Origin of the sequence: Nocardia arseniciresistens (assembly GCF_046764875.1) — a bacterium.
GTDB lineage: Bacteria > Actinomycetota > Actinomycetes > Mycobacteriales > Mycobacteriaceae > Nocardia > Nocardia arseniciresistens.
Genome location: NZ_JBKORD010000018.1, coordinates 41,023 through 65,408 on the forward strand (window position 1 = coordinate 41,023; position 24,386 = coordinate 65,408).

The following is a 24,386-nucleotide window of genomic DNA, read 5'->3' on the forward strand; positions in this document are numbered from 1 at the left end:
CTCAGTGTTTTCAAACCATGACGTAGGCTCGACGAGTGTCGGCCAACTCTGAAGCCCGGAGAGGCGCAGGAGGTGCGAGCCCGTATTCGACGGGAGGCGGTGGCACGGTCTTGGAGCATCGTTACGGCGCGCTGCTGCTGTCTCATCTGCTCACCGCTGAGCCGTTGCCAGAGCTTGGGGACGACGTCACCCCGAACGAAATCGCCTTCCAGGCGAGCGCTTTTAGCGCCGTGGACGACCTTGTACTGGGCGGGCTTTCGTCGGTTGGTACGGAGCGGCGGGTGTCGATCGGGGTCCGCAGGGATCCGACATTCGTGCCCAGTGACCAGGCAACCGTAGATTTGACCGGTTCCTATCTACGAGTGGTGCACGACCATCCAGAGGAAGTCAGCAAAGGAGAGTGGCGGCTTGCCCTCGTCGTTGCAAGCCCAAACTTTCACGTGCGGCAGATGCGCGAACTGGCGGGCATCGCAAGGGACACGAACAGCGATGAACAGTTCCGTAGTGAAGTTTCTCGCGCTGGCCGCGTGACCCAAGCAGTCCGAGAGCGACTGCGGCACTTTGACAGCGTTGTCGTCTTGGCAATAACAGGCGCTGTTATCAACACGAATCGAGTGCCCCCTGCGGAGTGGACTTGGCGAGTTCTCCGAGCGTTACGCCTGCGGGAGGTGAGGCTCGAAGGTGTAGACGAGACTGACAGAACGACCGCTGTCGGTCGACTCATGAGTGTCGTGCAACCGGGAACCCCCGAGGTCGCGGACCGTCTTTTTAGCCGACTCTACGAGCTGGTCGGCCGGTACGCTCCTGCGGCAGCGACAAAGACGGTTGATTCGCTGAGGCAGGACCTCAACGGATTTCCTCTCTCGGACAGATCCGAGCAGCACCTCGACCCTGATAACGATGGTCCGGTGAGGGAGCGTCGCCCCATGGTGCGCTCCGATTACCTAACCCAGGTACGGCGCATCGCTCCGCGGCGGCTTCTTGGACGTGAAAAGGAACTAGAAGAGCTGGCACATTTCTGCACGAATCCAGAATCGGAGCCGTACCTTTGGTGGCGTGCAGAGGCATGGGCTGGGAAATCAGCGTTGCTGTCCACTTTTGTGCTGGATCCGCCTGTCGGAGTTCGGGTGCTATCGTTTTTTATTACCGCCCGGCTGGCAGGAAATGCGGACAGAACTGCGTTTAGCGAGGTTGTCCTGGAGCAGGCACTGGAGCTTCTAGGTGAGCCCTTACCAACGCTTCTCACAGATGCCACACGCGAGGCGCATCTTCTAGGCGCTTTCGAGCGTGTGTCCGAACTTTGCCAGCGTAAAGGTGAGATTCTAGTCCTGATTGTGGACGGGCTTGACGAGGACCAGGGAGTTAGCCCGGCGCCGGACTCACATAGCATCGCTGCGATGTTGCCGGGCAATCCGCCAGCCCGAATGCGTGTAGTTGTCGCGGGTCGGCCGAACCCTCGAATTCCGGGAGACGTTCCTAACGACCACCCGCTACGCTGGCCGAGTGTCGCGCGGCCACTCGTGGCTTCACCGCATGCAGCAGTGGTTCGTTACGACGCCGAGCGTGAACTGAAGAGGCTCCTGCAAGCTAGTCCGGTCGAGAAGGACTTGCTGGGTCTGCTGACAGCTTCCGGGGGAGGCCTCTCCGAAGTGGATCTGGCGGAACTCACGGGGTTGGCCGAGTGGGAAATTGAAGATCACCTCGGGTCGGCATCCGCGCGTACTTTTACTCCGCGGGCCGGACGCTGGCGACAGGAGGTAGCGGTCTACGTCCTGAGTCACGAAGAGATTCAGCAGCAAGCGGTTCGATTCCTTGGCCCGGATCGTCTCGCGACATACCGCGAACGGATCCATCTGTGGGTTGACAGGTACCGTGCCAACAAATGGCCGGTGGAGACGCCCGAATATGCGCTCCGAGGCTACTTCAAGCTCTTGCAATCTGAGGGCGACATTCTCCGAATGCTGAGTTGTGCGACGGAATCCGACCGGCACCGCCGCATGCTGGATATCACCGGAGGTGACAGCGTCGCCCTCGCCGAGATCGCAGCGACTCAAGAGGCCATTTCCAATCGGTCCGTTCCAGATCTCGTCGCATTGAGCCGCCTCGCTGTCCATCGAATCAAGCTAATCCAGCGAAATGACCACATCCCGACCCACCTTGCGGTCGTGTGGGCGCAACTGGACAGATATGATCGGGCCGAGGCTACAGCCCGCTCGATCACAACGCCTGCGAAACAGGTCGAAGCCCTCGCATCTGTGGCTCGTCACATGGCGGCAGTCGGCGATCTGCGGCGGGCCCGCATCTTGGCAGGGCAGGCCGAGAGTCGCCTTCCCGCTATTGCCGACACTGGTGCCGCAGTGCACGGATACGCACATGTCGCCCGTGCGTTCGCTATTGCAGGAGACGCGCATCGCGCGCAGCGGCTGGTAGCCAGCGCGGGGAAGATTGCACGGTCGCAAACGGATGGGGCACAGCGAGATCGCGCACTCATCTCTGTCGCCCGTGCCACTGCGGCGGCAGGGGATATCGAGCGAGCAGTCAGCCTCGCGAGGTCTCTCAAGCACTGGTCTGAGAAGGCTGAAGCACTTAGTGCAGTGGCGAATGAGGCAGCGAATTCTGGCAATTGGAAAAGGGGCCGAGCCATTGCTTACATGGTTACCCCGCGAGGTGATCGAGCTCAAGCGCTGGCAGTTGTTGCGAGGGCGGCAAACGCGGCAGGCGCCCGTCGCGTTGCCGCAGTCATCGCGGAAGAGGCTGAGACGATAGCCATGGCTATAAGGAATCCAGGACGTAGGGCCTGGATTATGGCAACTGTTGCACATGAGGCTGCAAATTCTGGCGAGGATGCGAGGGCGAGGAGGATCTTGCGCGACGCCGAACAGGCAGCTCGCCTAGTAACGCACGGGGCCACCAGGGACGACGCTCTCCTCGCGATAGCGCGAGGGATGGCGCTATCCGGTGAGCCAGATCCGGCAGTGGCTTTTGCTCGAGAAGTCACCAACCAGTCTCGGCGGGCGAAGGCTCTGGCAGTCGTAGCTTCCAGCCTTGCCACAAGCGGCGACTCGCATCGTGCCGAAGTGATCGCGACCGAGGCAGAGGTTACCGCTAGGTCGGTGAGCATCCGATATCACAGCGGAAGCGAAGTAGCTATGCTAGTGCAGGCCATAGTATTGGTTGGGGATCTCGGTACGGCGGCGGAGATGGCCCAAACAATCTCTGAAATTCCGAGAAAGAACAGTACGTTGACAGTCGTCGCGGAGGCCATTGCAGTGCACGGCGATCTGACGTGGGCTGAGGAAGTTGCGGCCTCGATCGCCGATGTTTCCCAGCGATCGAAGGCGCTAATGCTGCTCGTCAAGGCGGGGATCTCTCGCGGCGAAACCGAGGTAGCTGAGAGAATTGCCGGTTCAATCGAAGCATCGAAAGTCCGCGTTAAGGCAATGGCATTAATATCGCAGGCCGAGGGCGAAATCGGCGAAGCGGATGAGGAGCGGGTCACGACTTTTAGATCTCCCCAAGATCGGTCATTTGCGGTGAAGTCAGACAATTTGATCGCCTCCGATCCACGCCCCGCTGAATTGCCGCTTCCGGACTCTTCCTCCGAACCGTATGTACTGGCTACGGGGCTGACTGCCCGCGCGTGCGCGGCTGTCGTGGATGGTGACATGGTTAGAGCGTGGGCGGCGGTCGAAGCAATCACTGTTCCGGTACTCAAAGCGAGAGCGCTAGTGTCCATGTCAACAGCATTGGCACAAACGGACGACCTGCAGGGAGCACTTGAGCACGCCAATCTCGCACTGACGGCAGCGGATGCGCTTCCAAGTGCGACGAATCGAGACCAGACGGTCCTCACGGTCGCGCAGCATTTCGCTGTACTAGGAGAGTTTGCACGTGCTGAGCGACTTATCGACTCCATTGTGAGTCCGCCGCTTCGCCAACGGGGCTACGGAGCTATTGCCATCGCAGCAGCAGGTGGCGGCGAGTTGGACCGGGCGGAGCACTTCGCGCGAAGGATCTCGGACGCCACCCGGAGAGCCAAGGCCCTGGCTTCTATCTCGGGATTTGCGGCGGAAGGCGGGTTTTTGGCGGAGGCGGAGCGCATCGCCCATTCGATCGCTGACCCGATCGTGCAGGCGCGCTCCCTGGGTGCGATTGCTCAGACGTGCGGAAAGGTAGGCGATTCCCAGCGTGCTGTGAAACTTGCTGCCGCCATTACTGATCCGGGCGAACGTGCAAAGGCTCTGGCAGTCCTTGCTGTCGACATTGAAATCAACAGGGCCGCAGCCGTCCTCGCGCAAGCACTATCATTCGGTCACTGGGGACCTTGCCTGCCAGCACTGGTCCGTATCGAACCGGAGGCTGTCACCGCCGTGTGTGAGGAGTTCCTGCGCGCCAATGATCAATAGGACAGTACGTGCTCAACGGGTTCATGATTGACGGATGTTGTACCTGGATGAGAGAGCGCGACCAGCCGTGTGGAAGCCCGCCCTCAACGCGTTCGCCATCACCTTCGAAGGCCGGATTACCCCGAGCGCGACTCTCAGGTGGCGCTTTCGCTGACGTGATGCGAGGCCAGCCGCCCCATCACCGAAAACTCTGAGCTGCTGCGACACCGGGCCCGTTGGTGCCGACGGAACAGGGTCAGCTTCGGTGCAATGCTCTCATCGCGACTGTTTTTGTGAGACCGGGCCGCGTAGCTTCTCGCTGGTGCGTTGTGCCCGTTGGTGACCGGCGCGTTGCCACCATGTGGTGGCCTCGGAAAGTTGTCCGCGGTAGCGCAGGCGGATCGCGAGGTTGTGCATTGCGTCGGTGTGGTCGGCTTCGGCGGCTCGCCGGTACCAGGTGAGGGCTTCGTCGAGGTGTCGGGATTTGTCGAGCATGATGGCGAGGTTGTACATGGCGTCGGTGTTGCCGGACTCCGCCGCTCGGCGCCACCAGAGTTCGGCGGCGTTGACCCGTTTTACCTGGTGTAACAGGGATGCCAGATTTCCCATGGCATCGATGTTGCCCCGCTCGGCGGCCACGCGATACCACTCGTGCGCTTCGCGGGCTTGACCCTGTGCATCGAGCAGGTTAGCGAGGTTGTTCATCGCGCCGGTATGTCCTTGCGACGCGGCGAGCCGCCACGAGTTCTCGGCCTGGGTGAGGTCGTCTTGGTCGGCGAAGCGCCGAGCGCTCTCGAAAAGTTCGTCGGCGTCGGTATCAGAGCTGGTGGGGCGGTCAATAATCGGCGCGATCGAAGCGCTGCCACCAGATATCGGTCGGAAGGCGGGTGGGGTGAACAGACGCAGTTCACCGGCGATGTTGACGGTTCGTCGTTGGGGGCGAGGGTAGCCATCGCGGTGCAGGGTCTGGTCGACCTTCTGATAGAGCTGATCGAGCGTGAGGCCGGTGTTGGTGGCGGTGCTGAGCAAGGCTGCGGTGAACGCGGTGTGGCGGTGACCTTCGGGCGCGACCGAAGGTTCGTGTCTGGCGGAGGAAGCGATGGTGTAGGTGCCCTGGATGTCGATTTGACCGTCGACGAGCGAGGAGGACGCCCCCATTGCCTCGAATGCTCGTCCTGAGAAGCAGCAATCCAAGATCAGGATGCGTGCGCGGGCCGGACTCGCGATGAGTTCATCGCGCAGCGTCGCGAACGGTACTGAGCTCCACTCGGGGTGGTCTCGGCTGGTGCCGGACAGCGCCAAAAACAGTCGCCCCCGCCGATCCACCACACCATGTCCGGCGAAGTACACCAACAGGACATCATCGGCTTCCCGTGCGGCGGAAGCGACCGCTTTACCGATCTCCGTGTTGTGCTCAGGATCGGTCAGGACTCTGCACTGGCGTTTGGTGAGCGCGCTGCCTGTGGATGCGGTCAGCAGCCGGGCGAGGTCCGTGACGTTGTTGAGAGCAGCCGGAATGTTGGGGAGCTCGGGATCGACGTACCGGCTCACCCCGATCAGGGCGGCACGCCACCCGCTGCGACTCGGTGCCGGTGTCACTGTGGGTCGTGGGGCCGCTCGAGCATGCTCTGCAATGCTTGGGTGATCTCCGGTGTCTTGATTCGCTTGGCGTCCAGGGTGATCTCGGTGTGATCGTCGATCTTGAGGGTGATGGCGATATCGGATCGGCGCACGGTGAACCACGCTGTCAGACATCGGGCCAGGGCTGGGGCGATTCCGCCCGCACCGACGGCGACGACAAGCACATCGGAGAGATCACCCATCTGGCCCGGGCGAATCTTATTCGGGGGCAAGCTCACTCGGCCTCGCAGCTCATCGTCGTCGTTGAACCATTCGAGGAGTTGGAACAGGTCATCGGCGTTGCCATGCGTGTGGATCGTCAACTGGCCCTTAGCTTCCGGCATGGCATCCATCCTGCCGCGCCGAGCCCCACCAAGCACAGTAAACCAGCGAGATCGCAACGTCGCCTGCCATCTGAATCTCAGACCGCATCACTGTGGGGACAGCGACTGGGCGCGGAGAACCGAGGCCTGATCGACATGTCCGGCTGCCGGACACTGGCGTGTCGACGCATGTTGTTGCGCAAGATCATTGCTGGCTGGTACTGCGGTGGCTGGCGAGGCTTTGACGGTATTCCACTGCCTCGGCGAGCTCATTGAACTCGAGGAGCTCTCCTGTCAGTTCCTGCAGGTGCTCACGTACTTCAGCGGGAGTGGCTTTGAAGAATTCGCGGCGCTGGTTGACCTGGTTGACGCGTTTGTGCGCCAGTCGGCGATGCAACTCGGCTTCGATTCCGGCCGCGTCGTCGGCGTAGAAAATGGCGTGGATATCGTATTTGAACGGCACCGATGCGTTGCTCAGGTCACGGATGCGCTCTGACGGGTCGTGGCGGCGGGTCATACCGATCTGGACTACACCCTCGCCGAACGCACCGATGTTGGAGATGACGTAGACATGGCCGATGCGAATGTCGTTCTCCTGGTTGGTGATCGTGGTGAGCACACGCTCCCGGGCCTCCAATCGTGCACGTAGATCTTCCGCGTCCGCGGTGTCCTTTTTGTCTGCGGCCTCGAGCACGGCGAGGGCCTCGCGGTCCTGCTGTTGCAGTTGTTCGAGTTTCGCTCGCTCGCGGGCTAGCTCTTCGTGTGCTTTGCGTTCCTCACGCAGGCGGTCGCGTTCGTCGCGCTCTTGCTGTTTCTGGTGGGCGAGCATTTCGAGATGATTAGCGGTCCACTCCAGCTCGCGGCGGCGGAGCTCGTGATAGCTCGGGGCTACGTGCAGCTTCATCGTCTTGCCCAGTCGTTCGATGGTGATCGCGATCTTGTCGAGGCGTTCGAGCGCTGAAGGTAGCTTGTAGGGCTTGAGGCTTCGGACGAGGTTGTCGGCCTCCGCGTTGTAGGCGCGCAGCATCAGCATCGAGTATTCGCGGATCATCTTGCGGCCCTCGGTGACCGACCCCTCGACCACCCACGTTTTCAGCGTCTCGATTGCACCGCCGTCGCGGCGAGCCAGTTCCTTGATTTCGCCTTGTAGATCTTTGAGCGCGTCGCGGTAAGCGACCGCGTCCGACAAAGGGTGACGGTATTCGTAGATGCCGATCTCTTGAAGCACCTGCTCCTCTCGAGTGCTGATCACTTGTGTTCGCAGGCTGTCCAGCAGCGTCTGCTGGTCGGTGATCTGCGCTGCGAGCTGGTCGCGTAGGCGTTGCAGTTCGGTGGCCTCGAGTCCACCGAGGCTCGCCAAGTGCGCTCGGAGTCTTTGGTTTTCGGTGAGCGTGTCGGCCAGTTCCTGTGATTGTCGTTTCGCGTAGGCGCGGGTGCCGAACAGTGGGACTTTCGGGGCCTGGGCGACGCTCTGCTGGGTCAGTCCGGTGATATCGACGGCAGAGACAGGTTTGCGGCCGCCGGTCCAGTCCGTGCCGCTCCAATACCTCAGGAAGCCCTCGTCCTCAGGGTCGGGATACCAGTTCGGTGGTGCGGTAGTCATGATCCCCTTGCTGCAGTTGCTGTTTCGAGGATGCCAGCATGCACCAACGTTTGGAGACCCATCGCACGAATTGCGGCGCTCTCTGAGCTGACGTCAGTTCAGCCCTCCGAGGTCCCCGCCGTGCCGCGTACCGCCTGATTGGCGGTCATGAGGTTGATGAAGGCCGAACAGGTGATAAGGAAGTACCGCGCGAGCTCCTGAGTGATGGCGGCGGCAGGAACCGCCTCGCCGCCGTGGCGGATGCCGTCTTCATCACTGGTCCAGCCGTAGAGCTTCGACCAGGCTTCGAGAAGTACAGGATGGCCGTAGTTGCCGTGCTTCTTCATCTTTGCCAGCGCCCTACCAAGTGTGTTCTCGCCGAGCTGGGGAGCGAGTAAAGACTCGACGGCGCTGATCGATTCTTTGATCGAGTTGGGGTAGTCAGGATTTTCTCGATCGGCCAGCAGCCGGATCGCTTGCTGCAAGTGGTGCTTTACTACGTCTTTTTCGGTGCGCAGCGCGGACTCAATCCCAGTGAGCTCGTGGCTGTCTGCGATGGGGACGATCTGTTTGTTCAGCAGTCGGTATCCAGCGAGGTTGTGCTTGAGCATCTGGTTGTAGATGTCGCTGGTGTCCTCCGATATGTCGATGAATTCCTCGACCAGGTCGTACACCTCGTACCAAGTCGCAGTCTTGAACCAATGCTTGATGATCGCTTCGAAGTTGTATGTCACCGGAAACTGATCGATGTCTTTCCTGAGGAGGCCAACCCAGATGCGGGTGAAGTTCAAGGGATGCGTCGCATGCGCGTACTGAGGTTCGAAGTAGAGCGTGTGGGTCACGTTCCACAGGTCAGTCCGAAGGTCGTCATCGATCTCTTCGACCTGGACCACTGACTTGACCGGAACGCATCCGTGGCGCTGTGAGAATCGCATCTCCAGATAGTGCCGCAGACAGGCCCAGCCAGCGACAATATTCACATCTCGGTCATACCGGCGGTCAGGTGTCCCTCGGGTCCTACTTGCGCCAGCGGCGCCGTGACCTCCGCGCGGGAACCCCTGCAGTGCCCTCCTTTTGAACGAGCGGGCTGGTTCCGGGCCGGGGCATAGCCGGTGGTCGTACTCGACCACAAATCCGTTTGTCTTCCGAGCGCCGAGCACGGACGATGGCCCGGTGATCTTCGATTGGTGTCGGCACTGTGGTGAGCACAAGGAGATGACGGAGGAGCACCTTCCTCCGCGGGCGACACGGAATGACTCTGAGGTCACTCTCTTCACGGAATGGGAGGACCCCGCGCGCGTTGTGTTGCAGCACTTCCGAGAGGGGCACGCGTTGCCGTCGCTCTGCGGCCCGTGTAACACCGGCGCGAGCAATCGGGGTCTGCCTCAGGCGTACACCGCCTGGAACCGCGATGTGATCGCCTGGATCCAGCGAGCCGTCCATGAGATCTGCGAGCACTTCGGCGCTGAGCCGGAGGACATTTGGAGCGTTCACCACACCGATGGGCGAGCGAAGGAACTTTGCATCGACCATGGCAAGGGCGTGGACCTCGACGGGATGAACAATCTCCACCCTGGCCGGATCGCACGACATGTGCTCGGGATGGTGCTGGCGGTCCAACGCACCGACGCCCTGCTGAAACAGCACCCGCAGTTGGCTGCGACGTACTTCTCGGAGGATTCGTCGTCGATCGCGCCTTTCAGCTTGCACGTCGCGCTGGCGGACGCGGGCATCAACTACCTGAACTCAGGTGCGATGCTGGCGACGATTCCACTCACAGCCGACGCGGCTGCCGCCATGGCCGACTCTTCTCCCGGGATCCGCTTCTGGATGATCAGTTTCCCCCCCTTCCTCATCTGCCTGACGGAAGGGGAGAAGTCGCCGATCACCGCCACCCGCATCGACCATTGGTTCGACCAGCCGACCAACAAGACATTTCCTAAGTCGATGCGAAAGACTGCCTACCCGATCGCGCTGCACAACGAGCCCGTAGTGAGGCACCTGTACGCCGGCCTCTACGAGGAGACGGAGCCACCGATAGTGCGCACGAGGAAACCCCACAGCCATGAGCCGCCGAGGTCGAGGACCGGCGGCTCGTAGTGCGGTGTCGCGATCTCCAGAAGTTAGGTTCAGGCACGTAGATAGGAGTAGACGGTTTCGCGGCTGATCCCGAACTCCCGAGCCAGCCCGATTACGGTCACCAGCGGCGGTCATGGGTTGGGCGGTCCGGTCGCTCAGCACGTCAACCGGGCAGCGGGACTCGATATCGATAAGGATCGGCCGTAGCTGTGGCCTCGGCGCAGGGCGAATTCGTCTAGCCCCGGAGAGACGGCGGTAGCACGATCACTTGGTTGATGGTGTGGTGGGCGTGGCAAGCTGTCGCCCGTGTCCGGCAGGTCGATTGATGCGGCGGTGGGATGAGCGGCGGCGTGACCGCGTGCACTGAAGTGTCGGTGCGGCGCCTGGGCGGGGACCAGGTGGATCGGTTTCCGTGGTCTGGGTTGACCGCTGAGCGGGGTTGCTGACGTCGTACCGTGGCGGACGTTTCGGTGGCGTGATGGCCAGCAACATTTCTCGGGTACCTACTGGTCGGCGACCGTGTCCGGGCATGTGATCTATGAGTCGCGGCTTGAGCTTGCTCGGCTGCTCCTGGCTGATTTGGAGCGCTCGGTGAAACATATTGTGGCGCAGCCTTTTATGCTCCATACGGTTGTCGGGGGCAAGGTGCGGCGGCATATCCCGGATTACCTATTGTTCACCGAGGGGTGTCCGGTCGTGGTGCATGTGAAGCCTCGGGTGCGTCTGCCCAAGCCGGCTGTGCGGTCGACGTTTGCGTGGACGCGTGAGCTGGTCGAGGGGCTGCGCTGGCGGTATGAGGTTGCAAGCCAGCCGGATCCGGTGGTGTTGGAGAACATCCGGTTTCTGGCCGGCTACCGTCGGGCCTGGCTGTTCCCGGCCGCGCTGTTGGAGGTGTTACGCGGTGGTGAGGTGGACGGGCTTCGGTTCGGAGCGGCATGTTCACAGGTTCGGGACTGGCCTGCGTCGTTGGTTCGGGCGGCGATTCTGCATTTGATGTGGACTCAGCACTTTCAGGTGAATATCGAGCGTCGGCTGGATTCCGGGCTGGCTCTGGCCGGGAGGGCCGCGGCGTGAGCGGTGCTGGTGTCCAGATCGGTGTCGGCACCCGGCTGGTTTATGACGGCGAATCCGGCGAGGTCGTCGAGATGGTGGCCGCTCGGTCCGGTGCGGTGGTCACGATCCGGTTGGGGCGGGGTGAGCGCATCGTGCGGGTTGGGGTGCGTGAACTGTTGGATTCGGGTCGAGCCCGCATTGTTCCAGGTAGTTCGGGGCCTTCGCCCGGTGATTCGGCTGATGTTGCGGCGGTGGCGTTATCTGCATTGCCGGATCCGGATCGAGAGTCGGTTTTGGAGCGCACCTCGAGAACACTGACACCTCACTCCGAGACCGCGCGATCACCGGCTTGGCCAGGAGTTTTGAGATTCCACTCCCGCTGCGGGCTGATTGGCGGATGGTCTTCGCCAGTTAGTTTCTGCAACAGGAGGTTTCGAGTTGGCGAGCGTGAGTGCGCCGAGGTCTCGGCGATTGGTCGGCGTCGATGCTGCGAGGTCGCTTTTCGGCGTGCCGATGGTTCCGAGCGGGTCCAGCCGCTGGAGGCTGTGGGGCTGAGATGTTGAGCAGGCGGTTCCGGGCGGAGGTTCCGCTGGTATCACGGCATGTGCGCCATCGAGGTGGACGGCTTCCGCACCCATGAAGCGGACCCGAAGCAGCTCGCCCGCGATGCGTTGAAGAACGAGATCTGCCGTCGCTATGACTTCCTACTGATGCGTTTGGCGACCACCGGAAGCAACGAAGCCGCACGGGTCCGCCGCTTCCTCGACCGACTGCCCTGAACACCACCGGAACGCCCGCCCGAAGCAGCACCGACCTACTTTTCCGCGGCCTGCCCTGAGGATCCGCCACGCGATCCCCAGCCGTTCCAACACAGCACTGTGTGAGTGAAGTCGTGGTGCAGTCGTAGGTGATTCTGCGTAACCCCTTCCAGGTATGCCGAAAAGTAAATGAAAATGGGAGGATTGAACAGAAAGAACGCAGCTCAGGAAGTGTGCTCCCCGCACGCGCAGGGATGAGCCCGCGCCGAACGAGGAGCGCGTTGATTGGCGGCGGTTCTCTGGTGGATGGGTGCGTCGACACAGGATCTCTCGGTGCTGGATGTGAGGATTCAATTGTCCGGGCGCCATTCCGCAACACCGCTCACCGTTGCGTCGATCCGACCGCCACGAGGTCGGCCTCGAGCCCAAACCTCCGCTTAGCGCTACTTTGGTGCCGATGTTCCTGCACTGTCGGCAAGATCAAAGACCAGCCCGATTCTGATCTCGATAAGTGAACCGAATCGGGCTGTAGCTATGACAATTGAAGGATGGGCAGACGCTTGCGCCGTCGATGTCCAGTATGTCGGACGGCACTTCCTCGCGGCGCTCATCCCCGGCGCCGCTACTGTTCTCCGGCCTGCGTCGCCCGCGCCTACCGTGCCCGTAAGAGGTTCGGTGCGGTGTATGAGCAGGTGCTAGCCGCTGGCCAGTGCCTGGTCGCCGCCAAGGAGCCGGAGGCGGGGATTATCTGTCCCGGCTGTGGCTGGTGGATATTTCCGGGCGGCAGGGACCTCCGCGCCGATGCCCGTCATTGCTCACAGACTTGTCGCCAGCGCGAATACCGCCGCCGCAAGCGCGAAAGAAGTTCGTGATCATGACGCATAGCCGTGACACAGTCACGGCTGTCGTCATGATCAGCGCCGATGCTGTCGGTACCTGGGTTCACACTGGCTCGACATGAAGTCCCACCGGCCATGAACGCGCCGGAAACCAAAGGGGGAGAAGCAATGTCAGGTTGCCCGTGGGTTGAGCGCGCAATCAAACCAGGAACCGGGACGACGACCGAGTTGTACGCGTACCTGCCCTACGAGAACGGCTCGAACCGGTACTGGCTCAAGAAAGTGCTCGGGAAACGGGTCAGGCTCACGCCGGTGCGGCGCAACGGCCGCACGGCGTGGAAGATCGGCCGGGAGCATATGCTGCGGCTCGCGTCGGCGATGGCCGACAAGTACGGCGAGATCGAGCTACAGCTCGAGATCTCGAAGACGATGCAGTGTGACACCAACTGCGAGGACGCGAACCCCGCCACGGTCTTCAAATGTGTCTGCGCCTGCGGCGGGGAGAATCACGGCGGAGTTGGCCGCTACAAGGACTGGTACCGCGCCGGACAAACGACCCTGCTCCGCAGCGACAAAACCGAAGTGAAACAGGTAATCATCACCCGCGGCCAGATCCAGCTGCCAAAACAGAGAACCGAAACCACCCGCCCCACAATCGCACCGGCTGCCCCGGTGGAGCCGCCCCACCAGCCACAGCCGGCCCCGCCACCGCCCCGCCAGACGACGTCACTGCCGTCACCTCCGTCGGAACCCGCACCTCGCACAGTGATTCCAGCGGCGAACCGCTTCGGTGATCCCGGACGTGGGCCCGCCGACTTCGTGCCGCGACCGCCAGCCAGCCCTGCGCCACCGGCACCCGAACCGGTACGGCGCAGACTCGGAGGCCCGTTGATCGCTGCTGTCCTGGCGCTCATCGCACTTGGCGCCGGGATCTGGCTGATCGCGCCGCCCGACCACCCCGCCGCGCGGCAGGTAACGATCCAGGAAACGATCCAGCCGCCTACCATGCAAGCGGAGCCGCCGCCCGCGCCACCGCTCACCAAGGCGACTCCGGCCCCACCGCCGCCGGAGGAAGCTCTGGCCCCGCCGCCACGGTTCCCGGTGGGCTGCTACCCGTTCCAGCCAGGCTGCTGAGGGGCGCCGGGATGGGAAGACGACGTGGTCGGCGCGGCCGCGGATCGGACGCGGCGGCGTTGATGTTCATGGCCGCCGTCGCCGCGCTGGTAGTAGCACCCAAGGTCGCGGACATCGCCGAACGGCAGGCCGTGGTACTCGCTTCTGCGGGGATGTGCGCGCTGGCAGCCGTCGCCGTCGCCGCCGTGCTGGTGGTACGGCATCGCCGCAGGGTGCGCGCTCGCGATGACGCGCGGGTGCTGGTGGCGCTACGGCAGAACTCGCTGAGTCCCTCCGAGTTCGAGGAGGCACTGGCCGCGTTGTGTCGGCGGGACGGCTGCAGCGATGTGCGGGTGGTCGGCGGATCCGGCGATCTGGGCGCCGACGTGATCGCCTGTGCACCCGATGGCCGCCGAATCGTGCTGCAAGCCAAGCGATACCGCAATGGCCGTAGCGTGGGAAGCCAAGACGTGCAGCGGTTCGGTGGAACCGCGCACACCATCCACGGCGCCGATGTGGCCGCCGTGGTGACCACCGCGCATACGTTTACCCCGCAAGCACGGGCGTATGCGGCCAAGGCCAGGATCCTGCTTGTGCCGGCAAGAGAGCTCGCAGCGTGGGAATCGCAGACCGGGCCGGCTCCTTGGGACTGAACCGGGCGAGTGGCTGGCCAAGCCCACGTGCCGTAAATCGTGGCGGCCGCCTGGTCTTCCACGCCTTTGCCGCTCTCGTCGAGTTCATCCGCGAGCTGATTTTCGACGGCACAACCGAGGGCGGTTTCGGATGTGCTGTGCTTCGGAGCAGAACGCCGTCCGGCGCCGATGGTCTCGCGAAGGGCGATCGCGGAGTGAGCCCCTTGACGACTGTTTGCTACGTCGTTGCCAAACGCTGAATCTGTCGGCGTGTTAAGAATTCGCCACACCGATGGGCATCGGTTCATGTGACTATGCTGCTGCGGCGCGGCGATATCTGGGTTCTCGGCCACTCGACGAACGACACGGAAACGACACGCTTTCAGCGGGAATTGACCGGATTCAACGGGATTCGTTGAGATCCCACCTTCCGGCGTCCGTGCAGCTCATGGGCAGTTTTGAGAACTCTCGAGAAGTCAGAAACACTGCCGACCCACAATCGGCAGGTTTCTGGTTCGAGTCCAGATGGGGGAGCATAGCTACCACGTCGGGCACGGTCACCGTGCCTGACCTGTTTAGTCTGCGGGCTGCGACCAAAATACGCCAAGAATTCCGGTCCAAACTCCTGGCGCGGGACCCTAGCAGGGCTTTTCGCTGATTCGCCCACAAGATTCTGACACTCTCCGTGCACGACCTATCTCAGGCGGTTGACAACCTCCGTGCTGTGTTGGAACCGCCAGATTGTTGACAGCCCTCAGCCGGTTGAGCGCGCATGGGTTAGGACGCTGCTAGGCGTGACTCCGTACGACTGCTTGAAGGCGCGACCGAAATGTCCGGCATCGGTAAATCCCCACCGGAAGGCGACTTCGGCAACCGTGTCAGTAGGCCGAGCTCGGGTGAGTTCGCGGTAGCACGCATTCAGGCGGCGGTCGCGGATTCGGCGGCTCACGGTGGTACCGGCTTGCTTCTGCGAAAACGAGTTGCAACGTGCGAACCGAGATGCCGTGGGCCGCAGCTATCGTATCGTATGGCCGTGTAGGTCGACCCCCTGTCGGAATGATGGACCAGTTGGACATGTTCCTCTGCGCGATCCGCGACGCGGCTGGTGCCGGACAGCGCCAACCTTCCGAGGCCACCACCCGGTGGCAACGCGCCGGTCATCGCCGGCCACAACGCACCAGCGAAAAGCTGCGCGGCATGGCCTCACGAAAACAAGCACGATGAGAGCGCTGGCCCGCGTCGCAATATTCGCCTCGTGCTCGGGCCGCAACCGGACTATCTCGTTCGTCACCGACCAGCCTTCGGTGCGAACCCGAGGCCGATACCCGAGCACTCATGCACCGAACAATACGTTGCAGGGCGGAGTGCTCAGACCCCCCGCTGTTGCAGGGGAGTGGATGTCGGGCGCCTTGGTAGATTTCTTGATGAGTGGCAAGCTCGGAACGGCAGCGATTTTCGTGTGGTCGTGGGCGGAGGGAGGGGAGAGCATGGCGGTAGAGGGCAAATCGCTAAACGTTGTTCCCGACGCGGTTGTGGCGGTCGGCAGGCATGCCGGTGATGTTGCGCAGCAGCTGAAGTCGGGATCGATGGCGTTGGATCGTGAGGTTCAGGCGTTGTTCGGCACGTGGAAGGGGAGTGCCGCGGATGCTTATCGTGAGGGGTGGGATGACATGCAGGACGGCGCGATGAAGGCATGGGAGGCGCTCACCGATCTGGCTTCGAAGCTCGGCGTCAGTGTGTCGGTGTTGCAGGATCAGGACAACTCCAACGTGGCGCCGATCAGCTCGTTGCAGTTGGACTGATGGCATGACCTCTGAATTCGAGTTCGACCTCGATCATATCGAGCAGGTGACCGCTCGTGCCCGCGGCTTCAAGGAGTTCTTCGCCGCCCATCTCGATCAATTGGACCGCACCGTGCAGGGGCTGGTTCAGAGCGGGCAATGGACGGGCGCGGCTGCGGCTGCTTACGCCGAGGAGCATCAGGTCTGGGTGGTGGCGGCACGTGAGTTGCTCGACGGGCTCGATCAGATGGAACAGGCCGCCCGAACGGCGCACGAGTCCTACTCGGACGCGGCTACTGTGAACCTGCGTATGACTGGGGGATGACGTGGCTGTTGTTGCGCCGCAAACGTATTACACAGCCGCAGAGGAGTGTTACAAGCTGTCGCGGGAGTTCCAGTCGGCATATAACCCGCTGCAGACGGTGTTGCTCGAAACCAGCGGGATGGCCGGTAGTTGCCAGGCGGTGAAGGTGTGGTCGCAGGCCTACGATGAGCGCGGGGGTGCCTTCACCACCGCGGCGACGAACTTCGCGAGGGCGCTGCAGCATTTCGGTGACATTTTGATCGCGTCGGGCTACAACTGGGAATGCTCCAACTATGCGGCGAACCGTAGTCCGAACAAGGGGATCGGTCCGGCTTGTCCGCGTACCATCCCGTCCGAATTGCCTTACGGTGCGGGTGTTGTCGTCGGTGTCGCGTCGTCGCGAAGCAACGGCCCTGGACTCGAGACCGATTTCCCAGAGCTGTACGACAAGGTCGTCGCCAAGCTCGGGGGCGACAAAGTTCCCGACGGCGACACCAACAAGCTCGATAGTGCGGCTCAGGCGTGGAAAGCCTTCGCCGACAACAACACGATATTCGCTGCCGGACCCCGGCTGCGAGTCGTCGCCGACGGACTCGGCAAGTTCGATGCACCCGATATCGCGAACCTGACCGGCCACCTCAGAACCCTTGCGACGAACGCGGACGACATCAAGCTGGTCGCGGACGATCTGGCGAAGTCGGCGGCTAGCCACCACGCTGCGGTCGTCGCGGTGCGCGCGGACATCAATACCCAGGTCGCGGCGACGCTCGTAGTCGCGTCGGTCGTAATCGCGGTAACCGCTGTGGCAATCCGTAATCCACGGGCGGCAACAGTGGAGGGACCTGCCTTGGACACCGCCGCGACCGCCATCGCCAGCGTCGTCGGGTCGTTCGTCACAGCGCTGGCCGGGATCAGGTTCAGCGCCGCAGCACTCGCGGTCGGTGCACTCGCCACCATCACCGGCTTGACCATCTTGTCCGTCGGTGGTGACTCGACATTCAACGCGAACTACAAGCCACCCTCGGATGCCTACAATCCCAACGGTTCCAAAGCGCCAGGTTTGCCTGGCGAGGCGGAAGGTTTCGTGCCGCCCAAAGGTGGTGAACGGTGGGTGCCGAATCCGAGCCCGAAGGGGCCTCGCTTCGGTTGGGAAGATGCCGATGGAAATGTGTGGGTGCCGACCGGGCAGGGCGGTCTCGCCCATGGCGGACCCCACTGGGACGTGCAGGGCAAGGACGGCGATTATGTCAACGTGTACCCAGGAGGCAAACGGCGATGAGCGACACTGAGATCGCGCTGGAGGCAACCGGCGTCGTATACAGGTCATCGCACGACGAAGCGGCCTTTTTCGAGTGGCTGGACAAGATTCCCGCCGTTCGATCGTACAAAGGTGAGTTGCGAACGCTCTATATCACCGTCGATGCCTCGGCCGATGACGAGTCCATCTACGAACTGGTAGCGCTGTTCCATCGATACCACGTCGACATGTCGCAGTTGCGGGTGTTCGACACGGATCGGATCGGCGAATGGTTTCGAAAGCCCAACAGCTACTGGTACGAGTCCGTATTCGGCACGTCGGGCTAGTGAGGATTAACCCGCTCCTGAGACGCGTGGACTGGAGGACGAAGCACACGCGGCTGCGGACGCGTTCCTCGAGCCCTTGCGCAGGAACACACCATGACCGATGAGATTTCACGACTGCTCGTCGAGCGGGTCGACGTCCTCCAGGGCAGCGGAAACATCGGTGTCATCGATGTCCAGCTCCCCAACAGGTTCCGCGGGCAACTGCTGAAAGGTTTCGGTCTGCGCGGCCTCCCGCAAGAACCGGGCCACCGACTGCATGTGGTCAGTGTGTTCGATGAAGTCGTGCAGCACGAGGCGGTCCATCGCGCCCCCGTTGGTGACCGCCCCGGATAGCCCGGGCGTCGAGACGCGATATCCGCGGTCTTTCGCGCGACACCGTTCGGATTTCGGAACGTGTCGCTGCGCACCTCGGCGGCGTGAATCGGAAGCAGTTGCAGGAGGCCGGATAGCTCGATGACCCGCGGATCAGTATCTTCGAGCTGACGCCAATTGTTCTGTACGACCAGATCGCACAGCTTCCCCGCAACGGCTCGACCTTCGACCGATCGACCCGATCGATACCCAACTCGGCGGCGACCTGCCCGGCCCGCAACCCGCCACCCGACTCGGCGAACACCGCCAGGATCTCGCCGTAATCCTCTGGCAGCGCCGACGCGTTCATCCCCGCTGCCCGCTGCGGCACCTGCACCAACTCGATCGGCGATCCATCCGGAATCGGCTGTGACGCAACCGTTCCCGCGCTATCGGCCGAATCTTCGCCCACTTCGGGCGGGGTCGGTTCGGCGGTCTCGGCGCAGAACTCGCTCAGCGGTTCCCGCGTGATCGTCAGCCGTGACAAGCGATGCTCCTCGGCATTCAGCTGTTCGGTCGGCTCCGCGATCTGGCGACGCAGCTGCTCGACTTGTTCAACAGCGGCCGCCTCACGCCGGTGCAGCTCCTCACGCCACGACACCATCGCCGCCTACATCGCCCACCCCACATCGACGATAAACTCCTGGCAACCACCACAACAGTGGCCCAAGCGTTTTCGCAGGTCAGCCGACGCGGGTCGCTAAACGATCAGTTCGGCTCACAGGCACCAAGACGCGCACAGAGGGTGCCGCAGATCGTCCGCAGTCGGGACCGTTGCCACGCGCCGCCGCCCGAGATATCGGCGAAGTTGCGCTGAGCAGGAATTTTGTGTGAAGGTGCTTCGGTGTAGAGCGGCCGGCGCGCGGCCGAGAGGGGAGGGAGATCTGATGTCGGAGACCTTCAAAGTCGACCCAGCCGCAGTCGACACGTTCGCCGCGGCTTTGAAGACGCTGGCCGAGGCCAATGCGAATGTCGCGACCTATCTGGACAAGTGGCTGGTCTTGGACAACACCGTGTGGGGCGACGGCGGGCTCATCCGTATCGGGCTGAGCGCCGTTGCCGAGGCGCACAACAAGCTGAAGCCCAATTACGTTGCCCTCGGCACCCTCTCCGAGGCCGCGGCGACCGAATTGACCAAGGTCGCGCAGGTTTACCGGACCACCGACCACGCGCGCGCCGACGAGTTGGACCGCACGTACCCCACAGGCAGCAACTGATGACCAAGACGCCGTCCGAGCACCTAGCGGAACCTTCGCTCGAGGACCCGCTCAACGACAGTTTCGAGTTCCTCATCACCTCGAACGCCATTTCCCCGACGTACTGGGCCTGTAAGTGGTGCGAAAACGTCCTCGGGACAGACCCGCTGAAGTGGCTCACCACCAAGATCTCCGGTGATTGGGAGTCCCTGCAGACGGCGGGCAAGGCGGTGGAAAACCTGGCTTCCTACAGCGCGAGCTTCTCCGAATCGGTCAAGTCCGCCGCGACGACTGTCGACGCGACGTGGGACGGTAACGCGGCGACCAACGCCCAAGCCTATTTCACGAAGCTCTCGGCAGCCATTTCCGCGCAGGTAGAGCCATTGAAGGAGATGGCGACCGAGATCAACCGCTTCGCGTCGACGGCGTACCACCTCTCCACGGCCATGAGTAATGCCTTGCAGACCTTGCTGGACTGGGGCGCCATGGCGGTGATCGAGCGGGCCGCGGCCGAGGCCTCCGCGCTCACCGGCGTCGGAATTTTCGCAACGGCGGCCCTGGTCGCCGCCGCTACCGCGACCACGGCGAAGGTGATCGCGGAATGGGGCCTGCTGGTCGAGAAGTTCAACGCCGCGTATGTCGCACTCGAGGCCATCGCCGGAGTCGGTTTCGGCGTGGTCGCGGTGGTCGAGTCCGCCGATCTGCCGAGCCTGCCCACCGCCACCTACGACCACCCTGGAGCCTGAATGAACGCGCCCGAGCCGATTCATGATCTGGCCCATGGCGATCTCGGGGCCTCGCGCCAACTGTCCCGGGCGATTCGGGTGTTGATGGATACCGCCACCGATCCGCAATTGAAGGAGCAACTGCGCGGTGTCCTCGAAGGCAAGGGCAGCGCACGCGAATTGATGCACAGCGAGGCATTCAATCGGGTGCTCGATCGCACGTTGCCCGCCGCCATGCAGCAGTTCGCGGACACGCCGGAGGAGGAACGGCAACGGCTGGCCGCCCGGGGCGAAGCCGAGTTGGTGCGACTCCGGTCTGAACCACTTGGGGACCAGCGGCCGTCGGACCGGCCGATGTCCCCTCCCGAGGATCGCCCGCCGCCCGCCGGGAACGCCGTTATCCCGGGCACCCGCAAGCCCAACCGCGATCGCACCGTAACCCCGACTGATGACGACGACGAGGACGACGCATACTTCCGCGACCACCAGCAGCGCGGATGGCTGCAGTGACCCGGGCGCAGGTGGTCTTCGACACTGAGATCAACCCGGATTGGACGCCGACTCTCGCGACGGCGCCGACGGAGCTCGTTCTCACCGAGCCGATGCCGGGGTTGTGCAGCGAGCACGGTTTCACCGCTATTGAGACCCGTTCCTTCGCAGTCAATTCCAGTGGCCCACTATCGGAGCTGCCGACACCGCGAGCCATGTTGCGCTCCATGAAACCCGGGCGGCGGGACCCCGTCCTGGCGCGCGTCCGCTTCGACTGCCCGGCCTGCGAGTTCTGTCTCCACGAGGTCCGGCGCTTCCGTCGAATCGCGCTGCTGGCACTGCTGGCGATACCACTGGCAATCGCGGCCGTTCTCATCGTACGGGCGCTCGAACTCGAACCGCTCTATCTACCTTTGGCTTTCGTGATCGTGCCCGGATGCATGCCGATCGCATTGCTGGTGGCGATGCTGTCCTGGAGTCGCTCCCGCTATTTCGCCGATGTCTGGATGAATGAAACAGTCGACCAGCTGATCGTTTTCGCGCACCCGGATTTCGTGGCCGCGGTAGAGCAAAATCGGGCCGGGAATCGCTGAACGCCCCACCGGGCCCACCACAACAGGGGCCTAAAGTCTTTTCGCAGCTCCGCCCATCGGAGCCACTAAAAGATCAGTTTGTTCCAGCACTTAGGTACCGGTCCGTGTGGATGCCGGTTCAAGCTCACGGGTAGGTTCTGTGATACTGGCCAGGCCGAAAACGGTTGGGGGTGTGTTGAAGACGGACGATGAGCCCGACAACGGCCAGTTCGTATTGGAGTGGGCGGAATCTGTTGCGCTCGCGGCGATGCAGATCACGTAACGAGCCAAATGGTGCAGTCGAATACCACTGCAACGCGCACGGTGTCGCTCGTCGATGTTGCCGGTCGTCGGTTCTCACCGGACGGGTCGGATCTGCTGGTGACCGTGGATGTCGAGTCATAGGTGGGGTGTGAGTCCTCTGATGCTGTCGAAGGGGCAGAACCTTTCCGTTGCCGGAAGATGTCGTCGTGATCGGTTGGGGGAGAGCAGATGTCGAGGTCGATGCCTCCGTGTTGCTCCTGGGGGTTGATGGAAAGGTCGGTGCCGATGGCGATTCGTCTTCTACAACCAGCCTGAGTCGCCGGATGGTTCGGTGCGGTTCGCGGGTGTCCAGGCGGCCGATCGCTGTGCTCAGCCGCGGATCGCTATCGACTTGTCTGCGCTTCCGGTCACTGTGGAGATTGTGGCGTTGGTCGGTAGCGTTGGGACCGGAAGTTTCGGGGAGCTCGGCGAACTCACGGTTTCGATCGTTGACCGAGGTGGGCAGTCGTTGGCCGAGTATGCCACCAGCGATGCCGCAACGGGATCGGCGTTTCTGTTCGGCGAGGTCTATCGACGCGGCGGCAAGTGGAAGATTCGCGCGGTTGGGCAGGGGTGGGCATCCGGCCTCGCGGGTCTGGCAACGGATTTCGGTGTTGATGTCGTCGATGAAGCGGAACTCGAGCCAGTCGATGGGCGATCCGACACACGGCCGTCGAGCGAGAGGAATGTGACCAGCAATACCGCTGGTGCTGTTGACTCGGCGTTTGACCACGTTCCTCGTGGCGCTGGTACGCATCGATGCTGCCGCCAGACCCCTGCGCACGAGCCCGTACCGGCTTGGTATTAGCAGGTACGGGCACGTGCCGTTCAGCCGCAGTGCACTTTGAATACCTGCCACTCGTCATCACCGATGAGGCCGCCCCAGTCGATGCATTCGCCCTTTGCCTCGACCTTCACCGGACCCGCGAACTCGGTGTATTTGGCGTCGTCGACGACTACGGCGCGACTATCCCCTGACCGCCGGAGCCCGGCGCCCATCCGCACGGGTTTCCCCGGCTGGTCCCGGACGGTGACAACGCAATTGTTCTTACCGTTGTAGGTCAGAAAGGCGGTGCCACCGACGATGTCGTGCGAATCGATCACGTCATATCCCTTACCGCACTGACCACCGTAGGTTGCCGCGGATGCCGTCGCGGGGAGGAATACCGCTATCCCGGCAGTGATTCCGATTACGCTCGCACACACGGCAATTGTCTTCTTGGCGTTGATCACGTAGAAACCTCTTCTTCTTGACGTGCAGTCTCGCGTACGCGGGTAGCGCAAGATCTCCGAACGGCGGTCGACGCTATTGACACACCGTCGACGGCTTACCAGAGGAAACGTTGTCCAGCACTTGATGGTTCACTCTGTTTCGAAATTTCCCGTTTGATCAGTAGCACTGCCCACCGGTCATACAGCGTCAGCGTGCCTTCTTCACCAAGTACATGCTGTACTGCGTCCACAACTGGAAAGGGGCGCCGTGTCACTCGCGTTTCTCCTACTCGCATCGACAGCCGCGGGCGGCGCATTCCTGACAGGGATGGGTCAGGCGCGGAAAATGCTGCCCGCACGGCGGCGTCTGCGCTGGTTCCCGACACAGGTGGCGATGTGACACGGATAACGACCGTGTCTCAACGGCGAGGCGAGCTTTCATCCTCGAGTCGATCGAGTCTGCGATCTCGCACCCATACCTCCGCACGCCAATGCCCGGGCCGCAGCTCGACGAGTTTTGCATCCCCCGGCACACCGACAGGACGCGGAGGTCGACCCGTCCTAGCCGCAAGCCACCTCCGGCCCTTCGTTGCTGTGCAATAGCTCTGATGCAGCCCGACGCCGCACGCCCGGCGACGAGGTCGCTGGTTGTGTAGTTCACAGCGATCGCGGGCCGCAATTTCGATCTCGAAAGTTTGACCGCGCCTTGGGAAATCACGCGATGGTCGCCGCGATGTGCAGGGTCGGCGCGTGTGGAGACAATGCCGCGATGGAATCGTTTTTCGCGTTGCTGCAAAAGAACGTCCTCGACCGGCGGGGCTGGGCGACCCGTGACGAGCTCAGGATCGTGATCGTCACCTGGATCGAACGGAACTACTATCGGCGTCGACGCCAGACCAGGCTCGGCAAATTGACCCGGTCGTCGAATACGAGACCATCATGACCACACCAGCTCTTCAAGCTGCCTAACCGCTGTCACCCGATCGTGCAGCAGTCCCGCATTCATGGTCGCGGTGACAGCATTCGGTGAAATGAAACCCCTGTACCAGTGGGGAGTCGATCCCCGGGCGAAGTGCAGCGCGGCGACGTTACGGAGACGAATGCGAGACGGATGGAATCCGGAACAAGCGATCACGCACGAGCCAGACTCTCGCAGCACGCTCGGCAACGGCGTCCCCTGCGCCGCGTTCGGGCATCGGATGGGCTTGGAGGACTGGGCGCGCCTGGCCCAAGTCCCGGCGGAGTTGATCAGACAACGAATGGACAGCTACGGCCTTACCCTTGAAGCGACCCTGTGCTCTTTCGGATGGGTGCCGCATGGTGCGGATATCGCTGAGCCGGATCTGTTGCAGATCCGAGCCGATGCACTGCAGCCTGGTGACACCATCGTGGCTATCGCTCAGGATTCGAACTCGAGTCACCTCTGTTTCACGGTGCGCCGGATCGGAATTCCCGCGAACAACCCTTAGCGAAACCGAACCTCGA

General features: G+C 62.5%; 22 protein-coding genes and 2 pseudogenes. 18 read left to right on the forward strand and 6 right to left on the reverse strand.

What is annotated here, in order from left to right:
* Positions 1-110: 110 nt before the first annotated feature.
* Complete coding sequence (locus ACLMAJ_RS29565) at positions 111-4,406, forward strand: hypothetical protein (RefSeq protein WP_412017132.1); 4,296 nt, start codon at positions 111-113, stop codon at positions 4,404-4,406.
* A gap of 255 nt (positions 4,407-4,661) precedes the next feature.
* Here the strand turns inward: ACLMAJ_RS29565 and ACLMAJ_RS29570 are convergent, their stop codons facing one another.
* The 4 genes from ACLMAJ_RS29570 to ACLMAJ_RS29585 all read right to left on the reverse strand — a co-directional run bounded on the left by ACLMAJ_RS29570 (position 4,662) and on the right by ACLMAJ_RS29585 (position 8,890).
* The gene (locus tag ACLMAJ_RS29570; protein WP_412017133.1) at positions 4,662-5,984 is read right to left on the reverse strand and encodes a caspase, EACC1-associated type; all 1,323 of its coding nucleotides are present in this window, start codon (positions 5,982-5,984) and stop codon (positions 4,662-4,664) included.
* Complete coding sequence (locus ACLMAJ_RS29575; RefSeq protein WP_412017134.1) at positions 5,981-6,349, reverse strand: effector-associated constant component EACC1; 369 nt, start codon at positions 6,347-6,349, stop codon at positions 5,981-5,983. Before ACLMAJ_RS29575 ends, ACLMAJ_RS29570 begins: the two co-directional genes overlap by 4 nt.
* A 184-nt stretch (positions 6,350-6,533) precedes the next feature.
* Complete coding sequence (locus ACLMAJ_RS29580) at positions 6,534-7,931, reverse strand: SNIPE associated domain-containing protein (protein ID WP_412017135.1); 1,398 nt, start codon at positions 7,929-7,931, stop codon at positions 6,534-6,536.
* A gap of 98 nt (positions 7,932-8,029) precedes the next feature.
* Positions 8,030-8,890, reverse strand: a complete 861-nt coding sequence (locus ACLMAJ_RS29585; RefSeq protein ID WP_412017136.1) for an AbiJ-NTD4 domain-containing protein — start codon at positions 8,888-8,890, stop codon at positions 8,030-8,032.
* Between the two features lie 622 nt (positions 8,891-9,512).
* Here ACLMAJ_RS29585 and ACLMAJ_RS29590 point away from each other — a divergent pair.
* From ACLMAJ_RS29590 to ACLMAJ_RS29610, 5 genes are all read left to right on the forward strand, one after another.
* Positions 9,513-10,010 (forward strand): hypothetical protein, encoded by a 498-nt coding sequence (locus ACLMAJ_RS29590; protein WP_412017137.1) that lies wholly within the window; start codon positions 9,513-9,515, stop codon positions 10,008-10,010.
* A gap of 408 nt (positions 10,011-10,418) precedes the next feature.
* Complete coding sequence (locus ACLMAJ_RS29595) at positions 10,419-11,063, forward strand: TnsA-like heteromeric transposase endonuclease subunit (protein WP_412017296.1); 645 nt, start codon at positions 10,419-10,421, stop codon at positions 11,061-11,063.
* A gap of 581 nt (positions 11,064-11,644) precedes the next feature.
* Positions 11,645-11,821, forward strand: coding sequence for a DUF2726 domain-containing protein (locus ACLMAJ_RS29600; RefSeq protein ID WP_412017138.1), 177 nt, complete (start codon positions 11,645-11,647; stop codon positions 11,819-11,821).
* A 986-nt stretch (positions 11,822-12,807) separates the two neighbouring features.
* On the forward strand, positions 12,808-13,773 hold the full coding sequence (locus ACLMAJ_RS29605) for a hypothetical protein (RefSeq protein ID WP_412017139.1): 966 nt from the start codon (positions 12,808-12,810) through the stop codon (positions 13,771-13,773).
* An 11-nt stretch (positions 13,774-13,784) separates the two neighbouring features.
* Positions 13,785-14,405 (forward strand): restriction endonuclease, encoded by a 621-nt coding sequence (locus tag ACLMAJ_RS29610; RefSeq protein ID WP_412017140.1) that lies wholly within the window; start codon positions 13,785-13,787, stop codon positions 14,403-14,405.
* 733 nt (positions 14,406-15,138) lie between these two features.
* Here the strand turns inward: ACLMAJ_RS29610 and ACLMAJ_RS29615 are convergent.
* On the reverse strand, positions 15,139-15,333 hold the full coding sequence (locus ACLMAJ_RS29615; protein WP_412017141.1) for a helix-turn-helix domain-containing protein: 195 nt from the start codon (positions 15,331-15,333) through the stop codon (positions 15,139-15,141).
* A 475-nt stretch (positions 15,334-15,808) separates the two neighbouring features.
* On the opposite strand from ACLMAJ_RS29615, the gene ACLMAJ_RS29620 reads away from it, so the two are divergent.
* The 10 genes and pseudogenes from ACLMAJ_RS29620 to ACLMAJ_RS29665 form a co-directional block, all read left to right on the forward strand.
* A complete protein-coding gene (locus tag ACLMAJ_RS29620) occupies positions 15,809-16,186 on the forward strand; it encodes a WXG100 family type VII secretion target (RefSeq protein ID WP_412017142.1) in 378 nt (125 codons plus the stop codon).
* Between the two features lie 4 nt (positions 16,187-16,190).
* The gene (locus ACLMAJ_RS29625; RefSeq protein WP_412017143.1) at positions 16,191-16,490 is read left to right on the forward strand and encodes a WXG100 family type VII secretion target; all 300 of its coding nucleotides are present in this window, start codon (positions 16,191-16,193) and stop codon (positions 16,488-16,490) included.
* A 1-nt stretch (position 16,491) separates the two neighbouring features.
* Positions 16,492-17,748: a polymorphic toxin type 37 domain-containing protein gene (locus ACLMAJ_RS29630; RefSeq protein WP_412017144.1), complete on the forward strand. Its 1,257-nt coding sequence runs from the start codon at positions 16,492-16,494 to the stop codon at positions 17,746-17,748.
* Positions 17,745-18,053, forward strand: a complete 309-nt coding sequence (locus tag ACLMAJ_RS29635) for a hypothetical protein (RefSeq protein ID WP_412017145.1) — start codon at positions 17,745-17,747, stop codon at positions 18,051-18,053. Before ACLMAJ_RS29630 ends, ACLMAJ_RS29635 begins: the two co-directional genes overlap by 4 nt.
* A 93-nt stretch (positions 18,054-18,146) precedes the next feature.
* Complete coding sequence (locus ACLMAJ_RS29640) at positions 18,147-18,386, forward strand: hypothetical protein (RefSeq protein WP_412017146.1); 240 nt, start codon at positions 18,147-18,149, stop codon at positions 18,384-18,386.
* A gap of 905 nt (positions 18,387-19,291) precedes the next feature.
* On the forward strand, positions 19,292-19,621 hold the full coding sequence (locus ACLMAJ_RS29645; RefSeq protein WP_412017147.1) for a type VII secretion target: 330 nt from the start codon (positions 19,292-19,294) through the stop codon (positions 19,619-19,621).
* A complete protein-coding gene (locus ACLMAJ_RS29650) occupies positions 19,621-20,346 on the forward strand; it encodes a WXG100 family type VII secretion target (protein ID WP_412017148.1) in 726 nt (241 codons plus the stop codon). The genes ACLMAJ_RS29645 and ACLMAJ_RS29650 overlap by 1 nt, the downstream gene beginning before the upstream one ends.
* On the forward strand, positions 20,347-20,835 hold the full coding sequence (locus ACLMAJ_RS29655) for a hypothetical protein (RefSeq protein WP_412017149.1): 489 nt from the start codon (positions 20,347-20,349) through the stop codon (positions 20,833-20,835).
* Positions 20,823-21,407 (forward strand): hypothetical protein, encoded by a 585-nt coding sequence (locus ACLMAJ_RS29660; protein WP_412017150.1) that lies wholly within the window; start codon positions 20,823-20,825, stop codon positions 21,405-21,407. Before ACLMAJ_RS29655 ends, ACLMAJ_RS29660 begins: the two co-directional genes overlap by 13 nt.
* Positions 21,408-21,951: 544 nt before the next feature.
* Positions 21,952-22,497 (forward strand): annotated as a pseudogene (locus ACLMAJ_RS29665) (TerD family protein); the annotation flags it as partial.
* Between the two features lie 20 nt (positions 22,498-22,517).
* Here the strand turns inward: ACLMAJ_RS29665 and ACLMAJ_RS29670 are convergent.
* Positions 22,518-22,922 carry a spore-associated protein A gene (locus ACLMAJ_RS29670; RefSeq protein WP_412017151.1) on the reverse strand — a complete coding sequence of 135 codons (405 nt, stop codon included), beginning with the start codon at positions 22,920-22,922 and terminating at the stop codon, positions 22,518-22,520.
* A 631-nt stretch (positions 22,923-23,553) separates the two neighbouring features.
* Here ACLMAJ_RS29670 and ACLMAJ_RS29675 point away from each other — a divergent pair.
* Together ACLMAJ_RS29675 and ACLMAJ_RS29680 are read left to right on the forward strand one after the other, a co-directional pair.
* Positions 23,554-23,870, forward strand: a pseudogene (locus ACLMAJ_RS29675) (IS3 family transposase); the annotation flags it as partial.
* A gap of 131 nt (positions 23,871-24,001) precedes the next feature.
* Positions 24,002-24,370: a hypothetical protein gene (locus ACLMAJ_RS29680; RefSeq protein ID WP_412017152.1), complete on the forward strand. Its 369-nt coding sequence runs from the start codon at positions 24,002-24,004 to the stop codon at positions 24,368-24,370.
* Positions 24,371-24,386 lie beyond the last annotated feature (16 nt).

Excerpts from the sequence above, each read along its gene's own strand:
- ACLMAJ_RS29575 (WP_412017134.1), bottom strand. The coding sequence starts at position 6,349 with ATGCCGGAAGCTAAGGGCCAGTTGACGATCCACACGCATGGCAACGCC.
- ACLMAJ_RS29580 (WP_412017135.1), bottom strand. The coding sequence starts at position 7,931 with ATGACTACCGCACCACCGAACTGGTATCCCGACCCTGAGGACGAGGGC.
- ACLMAJ_RS29590 (WP_412017137.1), top strand. The coding sequence starts at position 9,513 with ATGGTGCTGGCGGTCCAACGCACCGACGCCCTGCTGAAACAGCACCCG.
- ACLMAJ_RS29600 (WP_412017138.1), top strand. The coding sequence starts at position 11,645 with ATGTGCGCCATCGAGGTGGACGGCTTCCGCACCCATGAAGCGGACCCG.
- ACLMAJ_RS29605 (WP_412017139.1), top strand. The coding sequence starts at position 12,808 with ATGTCAGGTTGCCCGTGGGTTGAGCGCGCAATCAAACCAGGAACCGGG.
- ACLMAJ_RS29610 (WP_412017140.1), top strand. The coding sequence starts at position 13,785 with ATGGGAAGACGACGTGGTCGGCGCGGCCGCGGATCGGACGCGGCGGCG.
- ACLMAJ_RS29620 (WP_412017142.1), top strand. The coding sequence starts at position 15,809 with ATGAGTGGCAAGCTCGGAACGGCAGCGATTTTCGTGTGGTCGTGGGCG.
- ACLMAJ_RS29625 (WP_412017143.1), top strand. The coding sequence starts at position 16,191 with ATGACCTCTGAATTCGAGTTCGACCTCGATCATATCGAGCAGGTGACC.
- ACLMAJ_RS29635 (WP_412017145.1), top strand. The coding sequence starts at position 17,745 with ATGAGCGACACTGAGATCGCGCTGGAGGCAACCGGCGTCGTATACAGG.
- ACLMAJ_RS29640 (WP_412017146.1), top strand. The coding sequence starts at position 18,147 with ATGACCGATGAGATTTCACGACTGCTCGTCGAGCGGGTCGACGTCCTC.
- ACLMAJ_RS29645 (WP_412017147.1), top strand. The coding sequence starts at position 19,292 with ATGTCGGAGACCTTCAAAGTCGACCCAGCCGCAGTCGACACGTTCGCC.
- ACLMAJ_RS29650 (WP_412017148.1), top strand. The coding sequence starts at position 19,621 with ATGACCAAGACGCCGTCCGAGCACCTAGCGGAACCTTCGCTCGAGGAC.
- ACLMAJ_RS29655 (WP_412017149.1), top strand. The coding sequence starts at position 20,347 with ATGAACGCGCCCGAGCCGATTCATGATCTGGCCCATGGCGATCTCGGG.
- ACLMAJ_RS29660 (WP_412017150.1), top strand. The coding sequence starts at position 20,823 with ATGGCTGCAGTGACCCGGGCGCAGGTGGTCTTCGACACTGAGATCAAC.
- ACLMAJ_RS29680 (WP_412017152.1), top strand. The coding sequence starts at position 24,002 with ATGCGAGACGGATGGAATCCGGAACAAGCGATCACGCACGAGCCAGAC.